The organism is Rhizobium sp. CIAT894, assembly GCF_000172795.2.
GTDB lineage: Bacteria > Pseudomonadota > Alphaproteobacteria > Rhizobiales > Rhizobiaceae > Rhizobium.
In genome coordinates this window covers 2603750-2616140 of the sequence record NZ_CP020947.1, presented here as the reverse complement: position 1 = coordinate 2616140, position 12391 = coordinate 2603750, and the positions used below count along the sequence as shown (strand labels likewise).

At 62.3% G+C, this 12391-nt stretch carries 13 protein-coding genes; 9 read left to right on the top strand and 4 right to left on the bottom strand.

The features are described from left to right. Positions 1-213 precede the first annotated feature (213 nt). The 3 genes from RHEC894_RS12990 to RHEC894_RS12980 all read left to right on the top strand — a co-directional run bounded on the left by RHEC894_RS12990 (position 214) and on the right by RHEC894_RS12980 (position 3474). Positions 214-561 carry a DMT family protein gene (locus RHEC894_RS12990; protein WP_085737571.1) on the top strand — a complete coding sequence of 116 codons (348 nt, stop codon included), beginning with the start codon at positions 214-216 and terminating at the stop codon, positions 559-561. A gap of 121 nt (positions 562-682) precedes the next feature. Continuing rightward, entirely contained in the window at positions 683-2194 is a 1512-nt protein-coding gene (locus RHEC894_RS12985; protein WP_085737570.1) for a DUF1800 domain-containing protein, read from the top strand. A gap of 95 nt (positions 2195-2289) precedes the next feature. Then, complete coding sequence (locus tag RHEC894_RS12980; protein WP_085737569.1) at positions 2290-3474, top strand: DUF1501 domain-containing protein; 1185 nt, start codon at positions 2290-2292, stop codon at positions 3472-3474. Positions 3475-3820: 346 nt separating this feature from the next. Here the strand turns inward: RHEC894_RS12980 and RHEC894_RS12975 are convergent, their stop codons facing one another. Beyond that, on the bottom strand, positions 3821-4408 hold the full coding sequence (locus RHEC894_RS12975) for a hypothetical protein (protein ID WP_085737568.1): 588 nt from the start codon (positions 4406-4408) through the stop codon (positions 3821-3823). 24 nt (positions 4409-4432) lie between these two features. Continuing rightward, entirely contained in the window at positions 4433-4819 is a 387-nt protein-coding gene (locus RHEC894_RS12970) for an acyl-CoA thioesterase (protein WP_085737567.1), read from the bottom strand. A 272-nt stretch (positions 4820-5091) separates the two neighbouring features. On the opposite strand from RHEC894_RS12970, the gene RHEC894_RS12965 reads away from it, so the two are divergent. The 6 genes from RHEC894_RS12965 (at position 5092) to RHEC894_RS12940 (ending at position 11327) form a co-directional block, all read left to right on the top strand. Continuing rightward, on the top strand, positions 5092-6912 hold the full coding sequence (locus RHEC894_RS12965) for a methyl-accepting chemotaxis protein (RefSeq protein ID WP_085737566.1): 1821 nt from the start codon (positions 5092-5094) through the stop codon (positions 6910-6912). 146 nt (positions 6913-7058) lie between these two features. Further along, on the top strand, positions 7059-8408 hold the full coding sequence (locus tag RHEC894_RS12960) for an extensin family protein (RefSeq protein ID WP_085737565.1): 1350 nt from the start codon (positions 7059-7061) through the stop codon (positions 8406-8408). Positions 8409-8508: 100 nt separating this feature from the next. Beyond that, complete coding sequence (locus tag RHEC894_RS12955; protein WP_010067496.1) at positions 8509-8856, top strand: hypothetical protein; 348 nt, start codon at positions 8509-8511, stop codon at positions 8854-8856. A gap of 117 nt (positions 8857-8973) precedes the next feature. After that, a complete protein-coding gene (locus RHEC894_RS12950) occupies positions 8974-9597 on the top strand; it encodes a hypothetical protein (protein ID WP_085737564.1) in 624 nt (207 codons plus the stop codon). A 180-nt stretch (positions 9598-9777) separates the two neighbouring features. After that, positions 9778-10173 (top strand): Ohr family peroxiredoxin, encoded by a 396-nt coding sequence (locus RHEC894_RS12945; RefSeq protein WP_085737563.1) that lies wholly within the window; start codon positions 9778-9780, stop codon positions 10171-10173. A gap of 107 nt (positions 10174-10280) precedes the next feature. Beyond that, on the top strand, positions 10281-11327 hold the full coding sequence (locus RHEC894_RS12940) for a DUF3095 family protein (protein ID WP_085737562.1): 1047 nt from the start codon (positions 10281-10283) through the stop codon (positions 11325-11327). A gap of 49 nt (positions 11328-11376) precedes the next feature. On the opposite strand, the gene RHEC894_RS12935 is transcribed toward RHEC894_RS12940, so the two are convergent. Both RHEC894_RS12935 and RHEC894_RS12930 read right to left on the bottom strand, forming a co-directional pair. Continuing rightward, positions 11377-11787, bottom strand: coding sequence for an NUDIX domain-containing protein (locus RHEC894_RS12935; RefSeq protein ID WP_085737561.1), 411 nt, complete (start codon positions 11785-11787; stop codon positions 11377-11379). A gap of 27 nt (positions 11788-11814) precedes the next feature. Beyond that, positions 11815-12312, bottom strand: a complete 498-nt coding sequence (locus tag RHEC894_RS12930; protein ID WP_085737560.1) for a MarR family transcriptional regulator — start codon at positions 12310-12312, stop codon at positions 11815-11817. Between the last annotated feature and the right edge of the window lie 79 nt (positions 12313-12391).

The following is a 12391-nucleotide window of genomic DNA, read 5'->3' as shown; positions in this document are numbered from 1 at the left end:
GCAAATTTCGCCATATTGATACAGGCTTTGCGATCTTGTCTCGCGGGGCGGTCTGGGCGGATAGTTTGGGGCTGCGGTTATCCTGCATCATCGCCCACCGCCTGAGACGATCGGTCCGAGCCTTGGGGGCTTGCCGTCGAATGGCGTCGTGCTAGGTAAGGCCCGCCGGTATCTCGCCGGATCGACCGTTTTCCTCCACAGCCGAGTTGCTCCATGTCCTTTTCTCCCGCCGCCCTCTGGCCCGTCGTCATGCTGTTTGCGTCCAACATCTTCATGACCTTTGCCTGGTATGGCCATCTCAAGCACAAGGGCAGTGCGATCTTCCTTGCTATCGTCGTCAGCTGGGGCATCGCCTTCTTCGAATATTGCCTGGCGGTGCCGGCCAACCGCATCGGCTCGGCGGTCTACACGACGGCGCAGCTGAAGACGATGCAGGAGGTGATCACGCTCCTCGTCTTCGCCGGCTTCTCGATCTTCTGGCTCGGCGAGAACCTGACCTGGAACCATGCGATCGGCTTCGCGCTCATCGCAATCGGAGCATCCTTCATCTTTCGGGCGTAAATCTTAGCTTTTTCAACAGATTACAAATCGTCCATGTCCTGATATCGCCACATTTCCTACAGATTGGCGTCGCAATCGGCTGGCAGCCTGTCACTACCACGTGATCAGGAGTTGACCGGCCATGGGCCTCTCTTTCCCGACGATGGCGGCGATCCGGTTCGGCTATGGTTTCCGGCCGGGCGAGCAGCCGCCCAGCAGCAAGGATGAGCTGATCGGTCAGCTCAGCAAAGCGGCGGTGGCGACGCCGGACTTTCCGCTCGGCGGTCCCGACATGCGCCATCGCGCGATCCTCAGCCTGCAGGCGCAGCTGAAGCAGATTCGGCAGGATGCCAAGACGGTGACCGACGATACGGCGCAGCGCGAGATGCGCAAGGGCGTGCAGCGGCAAGCGCAGCAGCAATTCCAGCACGATGCGAACCTGAGGCTGATGCAGGCGGTGTTGTCGCCTTACGGTTTCTACGAGCGGCTTTCGACCTTCTGGACCGATCATTTCTCCACCAGCGCCAATAAGAGCCTGCCGATGCGCCTCATCGTGCCGCTCTACGAGGCCGAGGCGATCCGGCCGTTCATGTCGGGCAGGTTCGGCGACCTGCTGCGCAGCGCCACCGCCCATCCGGCCATGCTGATCTATCTCGATCAGGCGGATTCGCTCGGGCCGGATTCGGCCGGCGGCATCAAGCGCAACAAGGGGCTGAACGAAAATCTCGGCCGCGAACTGCTGGAACTGCACACGCTCGGCGCCGGCAGCGGCTACAGCCAGGCGGATGTGACGGCGGCGGCCATGGTGCTGACGGGCTTGACCATCGACCGCAAGGAGATGGACATCGCCTTCCGGCCGAATATCTCCGAGCCCGGCGCGCACGAGGTGCTCGGTGTCAGCTATGGCGGGCGCAAGCGCTCGCGTGACGATTATCTCGACATGCTCGACGATCTGTCCGTCCATCCGAAGACGGCGGCGCATATCAGCCGCAAACTGGCAGTGCATTTCGTCTCCGACCAGCCCGACGAAGGCATGGTGTCCGATATGGCAGCCGCCTGGAAGAAGACGAATGGCGATCTCACCGCCGTCTACACCGCCATGCTCGACCATCCCGCCGCCTGGCAGAACGAAGGCGCCAAGGCGCGCCAACCCTTCGACTATGTCGTCGCTGGGCTGCGGGCACTGAATGCGGGGCCGGTCAACGGCGTCGTCGGCAGCTTCCTGGCGGCCAACCAGCAGGGCACTGAAGAAGGCGACATGGCGGCGAATACGCCTGGTATGGCGGGGTCTACGGTAACGACGGATCCTGCCGGCGAGGCGAGGGACAAACGCCTCAAGGCCTTCCGGACGGCGCGGGCGCTGGGGCAGGGCGCGCTGAAGCGCATGGGCCAGCCGACCTGGCTGCCGCCGAGCCCGGCCGGCTTCGAGGAAGGTTTTTCCGCCTGGATCACCGGCAGCCAGCTCGCTGAGCGGCTGGCCTGGGCAAGGCGGGCGGCAGCGCAGTTCGGCCGCGACGAGGATCCGCGTGAGTTCCTCAAATCGACGCTTGCCGATGCGGCGCGCGACGAGACGATCCGCATTGTGTCGCAGGCGCCGAACAAGATCAGCGGGCTGACGCTGGTGCTGGCTTCGCCCGAATTCAATCGCCGCTAAGCAGACTTTCGTTGGCTTAGCTCATTTGTTTTGTCGCAGGTTCTGACCGGAAAACCGCTGGACACTTTTCCGGAACCTGCTGAGGAGGCTCTGCCATGACGCTGTCGATGAACCGGATCTCGCTGTCGCGCCGCGGATTTCTCACGTCTGCCTGCTGTCTTGCCGCCGCTCCTGTTTTCACGCCCGTCACCTTCGCTGCGATGCCGGGCGACAACCGCTTCGTCACCATCGTGCTGCGCGGCGCGATGGACGGGCTGGATCTGGTGCAGCCCTATGGCGATGCCGGCTTTGCCGCGCTCCGGCCGACCTTGGCGCTGACGCCCGATACCGGACTTCTCGATCTCGATGGGCATTTCGGCCTCAATCCCGCCGCCGCCGATCTCATGCCGCTCTGGAAGAGCCGGGAGCTTGCTTTCGTGCATGCGGTGTCGACGCCCTATCGCGACCAGCGCAGCCATTTCGACGGGCAGGACATGCTGGAGTCAGGCAGCGAGCATGTCGCCGAGGAAAAGACCGGCTGGCTGAACCGGGCGCTCGCCGTCATTCCGCGCTCGGATGCGCGCAAGGCGATCGACGTCAACACCTCGACGGAGCTGATCCTTTCCGGGCCGAACGATGTCGATGTCTGGGCCTCGGATTCCAATCTGGCGCCGGCGCGTGACGAGATGCAGTTCCTGACGCGGCTCTATGGCGGCGATCCGCCCTTTGCGGCAGCCCTTGCCGAGGCGACGCGCGCCGACGCTGCCTCGATGATGGTCGAGCCGGACGGCCAGCGCGGCGAGAAGGTTGCAGATGTGGCAGCGCTCGCGGCCAACATGCTGAAGGGTGACTATCGGATTGCCAGTTTCTCGATATCGGGCTGGGACACGCATATCGGCCAGGCCGGCCAGTTCAAGCGGCCGGCACAGGATCTCGCGCAGGCGATCAACACGCTGAAGACGACGCTCGGGCCGGAGATCTGGTCAAAGACGATGGTGCTCGCCATGACCGAATTCGGCCGCACCGTCCGCCAGAACGGCTCCGGCGGCACCGACCACGGCACCGGCGGCTGCGCCCTTCTTGCCGGCGGCGCGGTCTCCGGCGGCCGTATCCTCGGCAAGTGGCCCGGGCTCAGTGACGGCCAGCTGCTCGACGACCGCGACCTGATGCCGACCGCCGACGTGCGCGAGGTGGCGGCGGCGATGCTCTATCAGCAGTTCGATGTCGGCGTGGGCGATCTGACGGGGAAAATCTTTCCGGGGCTGGGGTTTGATAAGGGATCGCAGTTTTTGAAGGTGTGAGTGGCAGCGATTTCCTTGCTCTTCTGAGTGACAGGCACTGTGCGGAGAGGCGAGGCGGCACGGCACACGACCAGCCCTCATGGTGAGGAGACCTGAAGGGCCGTCTCGAACCACGGGGGCCGGTGGCTTGGCGCCATGCCAGCCTTGGAATTTGGCGAAGCGGGTGGCCAGCCCCGTCCTTCGAGGCCCCTGCGGGGCGCCTCGGGATGAGGCTGGAGAGAGGTCGCGGGCTTGAGACGCAGGTTTGTGGAGCAAGCCGCTGCCCGGCCCTTCGCTTCCAGCTCAGGGCGTTCGTCGCTGCAATCGATTCACTGGATCGATCGCTCCCGCTTCGCGGGACCTGGCCTCACTCCAGCGCATCGTAAAGCCGGAAGATGAAGCTCACCTGGTAGAGCAGGTTGGCGATGACGAAGGTGGTGTGGAAGCGGCGGTTGGGGGTCCAGGCGGCGAGGGCGCACAGCAGGATGTAGGCGATGTTGCGGGCGGGATATTCCCAGCCGAGCGAGAGAATACGCTCCGGCCCCTTGATCGCCGTGTCGAGGATATCGACGGCATAGATAAGACCGAGGATACCGAAGAACCATTTGCGGCGGGAAATGAAATATTCCTCGTAGCCGCCATATTCGTCGAGCGATGCCGGGAAGAGCAGGGCGCAGAGCAGGAAGAATAGGCTGCAGAAGCAGACGAGGAAGAGATAGATGCCGAAGCCGATGGCCGGCACGGCCTGCAGGCGGTATTCCCACCACCAGATATGGATGATGAACAGGAACAGCGACAGCGCCCAGCCGAGATGAACGGCGTAGACCTTCGCCTTGCCGGGATGCTGAACGATGCCGGCAACGCCGGTCAGGAGCCTCGCCAGCGAAAGGCTGATGACCATGGCCATCACCACCTTGATGTGAAGGAAGACATCCGGCGAGCTGACCGTTTCCATCCCTTATCCCCTAGCCTTTAATTGTCACTCCGCGGGGACGATCTTCGGCTTGCCCTCTTCATCGAGCGCCACCATGATGAAGGTGGCGGCGGTGACCTTTTCCATCTTGGCGTAGCGCGAACGATGTGCCCAGGCTTCGACGATCAGCGTGATCGAGGTGCGGCCGACTCGCTCGACATCGGTATAGACCGACAGCGTATCGCCGATCTTGACCGGCAGCTCGAAGGCCATTTCCTTGACGGCGGCGGTGACGACGCGGCCCTTGGCGCGCTCGGCGGCGCGGATGCCGGAGGCAAGGTCCATCTGCGCCATGACCCAGCCACCGAAAATATCGCCGGCCGGATTGGCATCGCCAGGCATTGCGAGTGTGCGCAGCGTCAGTTCGCCTCTCGGCTTGGCGGCTTCAGTCATGGAAGGTTCCCTCAATATTCGGATACGATTCTGCAGCCAAGGTTAGCGAACTCGGGTGCCCGCACCAATCCTTTTCGGTGAGAGGGTCGGCTGCGGACCAAATATGGCAGGTCGCGACGATTTAAATTCCGTTGGATTTCAGCCGGTTGAATTTTACAGCCGGACCTCACCTTGCGTTATGTGAGAACCCACTAATCCAACTTTACCGTCCGGTAATTCAGCTGTTCCAGTATGTGACGAATTGCAAATGTTTTAGAATCGCCGGGAACCTCATGCGCAACGTCAAGATTTCCACCCGCCTTTACTGCCTTGTCGGCTTCACCCTTGCCGTGCTTGCGGCAACGATGGTCTTCTTTCTGAACTATTCCTATTCCGAGCTGCAAGCGGAGCGGAAGGCGGGGCTGGAGAAGATGGAGGCGACGGCGATCGGCATTTTCGACAAATATTACAAGATGGAGCAGGCGGGCACCATGACCCGCGAGCAGGCGCAGGCGGCCGCCAAGGACGTGATCGGCGCGATGCGCTACGGCGCAGACGGCTATTTCTGGATCAACGACATGCATCCCACTATGGTGATGCACCCGATCAAGCCGGCGCTTAATGGAACCGACATCTCGCAGATGAAGGATCCCACAGGCAAGTTCCTGTTCGTCGAATTCGTCAACAAGGTGAAGAAGGACGGCAAGGGCTTCGTCGATTATTACTGGCCGAAACCGGGCGCCGACGAGCCGGTGCTGAAATATTCCTATGTCGCCGGTTTCGAGCCTTGGGGCTGGATCGTTGGTACCGGCGTTTATGCCGATGACCTTGCCGCGCTCTATCGTCAGAACGCAATCTGGGCGGCGGTGCTCTGCCTGCTCGGCGCTGTTGCCACGATGGCTATCGCCTATGCGATCGTCCGCAGCGTCACAGTGCCGATCGCTCGGCTGAAGACGGCGATGAACGCGATCGCCTCCGAAGAGGCATCGGTGGAGATATCAGGCAGCGATCGTCGCGACGAGATCGGCCAGATGGCCAAGGCGTTGCTGGTGCTGCGCGATTCCGTCGACGAGCGCAGCGCGTTGCGCGGGCGGGAAGACGAGAGGCAGCGGCAGATCGAAGACGAACGCCGCGGCAACGAGGCAAGCCTGCGTTCGGCCTCCGAGCGTCAGACCCGGGCGATGCAGGCACTTGGCGTCGGGCTGGAAAAGCTCGCGGGCGGCGACCTGACGGTTGCGATCGGCGATATCGGCGAGGATTATGCCAAGCTGAGGGGTGACTTCAATGTGGCCGTCGATGCGCTGAACGGGGTGATCCATGCGATCGCCGAATCGAGCCGCGTCGTCAACGACAGCGCCTCCGACATCAGCGAGGCGACCGGCAATCTGTCGAAGCGCACCGAACAGCAGGCGGCCGCGCTCGAAGAGACGGCGGCAGCGCTCGACGAGATCACCGCGACGGTCAAGACGGCATCCGAGCGGGCGAACGAAGCACGCGAAATGGTGGCCGAGACGAAGGCGAGCGCCGGACGCTCCGGCGACATCGTCCGCAATGCGGTGACGGCGATGGGCCGCATCGAGGAATCCTCGAGCCGCATCAACCAGATCATCTCCGTCATCGACGAGATCGCCTTCCAGACGAATCTTCTGGCGCTGAATGCCGGCGTCGAGGCGGCGCGGGCAGGCGAGGCGGGCCGCGGCTTTGCCGTCGTCGCTCAGGAAGTGCGTGAACTTGCCCAGCGTTCGGCCAATGCGGCCAAGGAGATCAAAGAACTGATCAGCCGGTCGGCGACGGAAGTCGAGGGCGGGGTCGCGCTGGTGCGCTCGACCGGCGATGCGCTGCTGGAGATCGAGGCGCTGGTCAATCAGGTCAACGACCATGTCGTGTCGATCGCGACGGCAGCACGCGAGCAGTCGACTGGGCTGAACGAGATCAACGGTTCGGTCAACCATATGGATCAGATGACGCAGCAGAATGCCGCGATGGTCGAGGAGACGACGGCGGCAAGCCGCACGCTCGCCGACGAAAGCACCCAGTTGAAGACGCTGCTTTCGAATTTCCGTCTGCGTGGGGCGGGGCAATCGCCTCAAGCCCGACACACACGGGCAGCGTGAGTTAAACGACAGATCAAAGGCCGCGAAAGCGGCCTTTTCTATATTTGTCCCGTTCAGATTGTGCGGGTAAGTTTTCGTTCACCGTTTTTAATTAAAATTGGACCGAGTTTTTCTGGTCACTGCCGGCCTGCGGAAGCGGTAAGAGTATGGCGTTTGTTTCCTTTCCTCGGCGAGTCCTCCTGCCTGTGCTGCTCTCGGCGGCGCTGACGACCTGTTCGATCAGCGACGGGCTGGTGCCTCCGGCGAATGTCGACAACGGCACCAGGGTGAGTTCGATATCGCCGGCACGGGGCGCTGCGCGCATGGCGCCTTCCGTCGGGATGGCGCGTGCGGAGCGCCTTGCACCCGCGGAAAGCCAGGCCGCCTATCCCGTTTCCAGTGCGCCTGTCGGCAATAACCAGGGTTCCGTCGATTATCTTGACACGCCGAATCTTGCCGGCACCGGTCATTTGGCGCCGGCGGCCCGGAGCGCGCCTGCGGCGGGTGCAGGCAGTGTGCGCAGGCTGCCGATGATCGACAGCGACGAGGCATTGGCGGCGGGCCAGCCGAGCGGCAACTGGGGCGGCACGAAGAACCTTGCGATCCCGTCCGGCGGCGTCAACATGGATGATGAGCTTGGAGCCGAGCCAGTCGTCGGATTGGCGCAGGAGCAACAGCAGCAGATCGCCGAGGGCAACGCCACCGAACCCGTCGTCGACGGCATCGGCACCGACAATCCGATGCAACTGAACCAACCCGTGCGTCAGCCGGTACCGCGGGCGATGCCGCAGCCGGCGGCACAAGCGCAGATGAGCCGGGCGCCCGCCTGGAGCGACGGCAGCCCGGTGGTGGCGCCCACCCGCGTTCCCGAAGAGGATGAAAGCGAAGAGGTCGCGATGCTGCGGCCGAACAACCCGATGATGAGCGAACCGGCAGCACCCGTCGACCCCAGCGTCATGCCGGCCTCCGAGCTTGCCTGCCGGCGCGAGCTGAAGCGCATGGGTGTGCTCTTCGACGACAAGCCGCCGATCTCGCAAGGCCCGGCCTGCCAGGTACCCTATCCGGTGTCGCTGAAGGGGCTTTCCGGCAATATCGGCGTGCAGCCGGCCGTGACGCTGAACTGCCAGGTGACGCTCGCCTTCGCCAAATGGGTGAAGAACGAGCTGGCGCCGTCCGCCCGCTTCCGCTACTGGAGCGGCATCAGGACGATCCAGCCGCTCGGCGGCTATTCCTGCCGGCGCATGAACAACAGCCGGCAGAAATACAATCCGATGTCGGAACACGCCCGCGGCAACGCGATCGACGTCGGCAAGTTCGTGCTGAAGAACGGCCATGAGATCGACGTGCGCAAGAAGGGCCTGTTCTCGCTGCGCGAAGGCCGGCTCCTGAAGGCGGTGCGCACCGACAGCTGTCGTTATTTCAACACCGTGCTCGGCCCCGGCAGCAACCCGGAACACTGGAACCACTTCCACTTCGACCTGCGCTCCCGCAAGAGCGGCAAGGTCTATTGCGACTGATCCATATCGTCTTGAACCGCAGGGCGCGCAGAAAAAGGTTCATCCCTGCTGTCTGGCGCGCTATAGATCGGTCAGGCGGTTGCCTTAGAGAGTTTGATCCATGAGCTATGATTTCCATGTCGGCCAGAAGGTCGTCTGCATCAACGATACCTTCAAGCATGTCAGCATCGATCAGCTCATCCGCAAGGGCGAAATCTATACGATCCGCTGGGTCGGCGAATATACCCATTATGTCGATGGCACCTTTATCGGGGTAAAACTTGCGGAGATCCATCGCGGCAATGATGACGGGCCGGAAGGTTACGGTGCGGCCGACATGCCCTATCGTGCGACGCGCTTCCGACCGCTGGTGAAGGACAAGATCGCATCGCTGCGCAAGCTTCTGGCCCCGACGCCCGATGCGCCGGTCGAGCCGAAGGAAAAGGTCAAGAAGAAGGAAAAGGTCTGAGCGCGATCCGGCCAAGCCTTTTTCCGATATCACGTACGCGACATCAGGGCTTCACTGACGCGATTGTACGCTCCCTTTGCCTGTGCGACAGTCCATGCACGACATGCGGGATGGGCCATGCAACCGATTTCGAAAATGATGGCGCCCCTTTGGGCCGCCATCGCTGTCATGCTGGCGGCAACGGGAGCGGCGGCGGCCGATCCACTCGCTTTCACCTATCGCGGATGGCAAGTCGATCTCACCAATGCCAGGGGCGCCGAACCGGACAAGGAGATGGTCGCGGCCGTCAAGCGGCAACTCGACATCGTCGAGCATGTCAATCTGAAGACTGACGTCCTCACCTTCATGCGGACCATTCCGATCTGGGCCAACCCCGCCGCCGCAGGTTTCGGCCCCGGCCACTACAGCAGCAAGACCGGCATCGACCTGCGCGTCAGGAGCCTCGATCCCGACAAGCCGATCATCCTGCACGAGCTTCTGCATGCCTTTAACGACAGGATGGTGCCTGGCGGTTTCGGCAATAGCGACATCAGGCAATTCTTCGACAACGGCCGCGGGCTCTGGCCGGGAGACTCCTACATGATGAGCAACGACCGGGAATTCTTCGCGGTCACGGCCAGCGTCTATCTCTATGGCGATATCGAACGGCCGCCTTATTCGCGCAGCCGGCTGAGAGAGAAGCAGCCACGATACTATCAGTGGCTTGCCACGCTGTTCGACGATGGCCGGCCGCGGTCGTAGCGCTTCTGATCAGTCCATTTTCCCGCTGAGAAACAGGGGCGGCTCTCACACGTTGCTCGGCCACCAATGTAAGTCGCATCCGATTAAATCGGAATATTGTTGACATCCATTTCGGTGAGGCGTATTAAAGCGCATCCGATCTAATCGGATGCGTTAAAAATTCAACGAAAGGATATCACCATGACCGAGAAGCTTCTTTTCACCGGCAAGACCCACATCATCGGCGGTCGCAACGGCTCTGCACGCAGCAACGATGGCACGCTCGACATCAAGCTGCCGCAGCCGCATCCGGCTGCCGAAAACCTCTTCGGCGCGGCCTGGTCGGCCTGCTATATCGGCGCTATCGAGCTCGCCGCCGCGCAGCGGAAGATCACGTTGCCAGCCGGTCCCGAGGTCGATGCCGAGATTACGCTCAACGGCGATAACGGCTCATACTTCCTGCGCGCCCGGCTCAGTGTCAGCCTTGCAGACATCGATCGCGAAATCGCTGAGGAACTGATCGAGGCGGCCCATGGCATCTGCCCTTATTCCAAGGCGGTCCACGGGAATATCGACGTCGAAACCAAGCTTGTCTGAACGGGGAGGGCGGGCCTCGTGCCGTCACCTTCAAGCGGGGGTCTGCCGATCGGCGGCAGACCCGTTTCCGAGCCAACAGCCAAACCTGCCGATCCGGAGAACCTGCCATGATCAACAGCCACGTCGGGCCGCACCGGGCCCAAGACGAGTTTTCGCTTATGCTCGATCCCGATGTCTATGAGCCGTTGCCTGACGATTGGCTGATCGGCATCACCGACGTTGTCAGCTCGACCGCGGCGATCCGATCGGGGCGCTATGAAGACGTCAACTACGCTGGCGCATCGATCATCGCCGCGCTGGGCAATGCCTGGGGTTCGTTCGATTTTCCCTTCGTGTTTCGCGGAGACGGAGCGGCCTTCGCCTTGCCGGCGAGCGGTATCATGGCCGCGACATCGGCCTTGCGTGATGTTGCGGGCTTCGCCAAAGCCGATCTTCATCTCGACCTGCGCGTCGGGCTCGTTACCGTCGGCGAAATCCGCGCGAACGGGCGAGATGTCAGGACCGCACGCTATGCTGCTTCCGAGCGCGCCACCTATGCGATGTTTGCCGGCGGCGGGCTCAAATGGGCGGGGCAGCAGATCAAGAAGGGTCGCTTTCTGGTCAAGCCCGGCCGTTATGCGATGAGGCCTGACCTGACAGGCTTGAGCTGCGACTGGGCGCCGTTCCCGAGCCAACGCGGCGAGATACTGTCGTTGCTGGTCGAGCCGCGCGACCACACGCACCCGGAGGTTTTTGCCGCGCTGGCGAAGTGCGTGCTTGCCGTCTTCGATGCTGCGCCGCGCCGGTCCCATCCGCTTTCCGGAGGTGCCGGCATAGCGAGGGGCAATGCGAAGCAGGTCGATGCAGAACGCTGGCTGGAGGTCGCCTCCCATTCGGATTTCCGCAAATTCGATGACGGCCTGCGCCTGACGCTCGACGGCACCGCGGATGAGATCGACAGCGTCGAAGCCATCCTCATTGCGGCGCGGACGCGCGGCGAGATCGATTTCGGTCTGCATCGGCAATCGCATGCGCTGATGACCTGCCTTGTGCCGTCAGGCCGGCCGGATTCGCATCTGCATTTCCTCGATGGAATGGGCGGCGGTTATGCCAGGGCGGCCGCGATGATGGAGGAGGGCGCGCTTGCGCAGGTGGCCCGGCCGTTGGCATTGTAGGCTGAGGTGGCGTGTCGTCTCGGCCGGGTCTAATTCCGTGTCATCATGCCTATCGGCTCGCTTCCGACCCCAGTAGGCTTAAGAGCATTTCAACGAGTTGAGACGGCGCCAGCTCGGTCTCGCATTCTATCTCCGCAGCGGTAAACCATCTCAGCGCGGTGTGCTCGTCGTCGACGAGATTGGGAACACCGTGCCATCGGTCGACGTGATAGACATGAAAGACGGCGGATGCCCCGGGCGGGCTTTCTGAAATGAATTTTCCGGCAAACCGCCAGCGCTGCGGCGTCACGCCGATTTCTTCCTGCAACTCCCGGCGCATGGCCGCCTCAGCGTCTTCGCCGCTCTCAACATGGCCGCCCGGCAGGCTCCACCGATCCGGATGCGTCCTGCGCTCAGAATTTCGCCTGGCGAGAAGAACCCCGCCGTTTCCAACCAAGGCGCCGATTGCGATCTCGGACATGTCACCACGTGCCGACATGTGCCGCGATCATGATTTTTCTGGTTCGGCCTGCGCCTGCAACAGGTTGTCGCGCAGCCGCGTCACCGATTTCTGCACGACGGGGAAATCGTCACCGAGGCCGGTGGCGGCAACCAGTGTGCCGCTGGGGTCGACGTCCAGGAGGAGATTGCGCCCGGCCGGCGTCAGGCTCACGCGGACCTGCCGTTCATCGGCGGGATCGCGATGGCGCGTGAGATAGCCAACCGACTCCAGCTTCTTGAGGATCGGCGTCAGCGTATTGGATTCAAGGAACAGCTTTTCCCCCAGCATGCTGACTGTCTGGTCGTCTTCTTCGGAGAGGGCGACCAGTGCGATATATTGGGTATAGGTCAGGCCCAGTGCGTCCAGGATCGGTTTATAGGCGCGGCCGAAAGCGAGATTGGCCGAATAGACGGCAAAGCACAGGAAATTCGAAAGCCTCCGGCCGTCACCACCAATTTTCGCAGAGATGGATGCAGGCTGTTTTGCGGCTTTGGATGCGGGCATCGGAATATCCTATCGGGTTTAGGGTTTCGCAATTATATATCGTATCCGATTAAATCGCAACGTTGTTTGGCGATTTTCA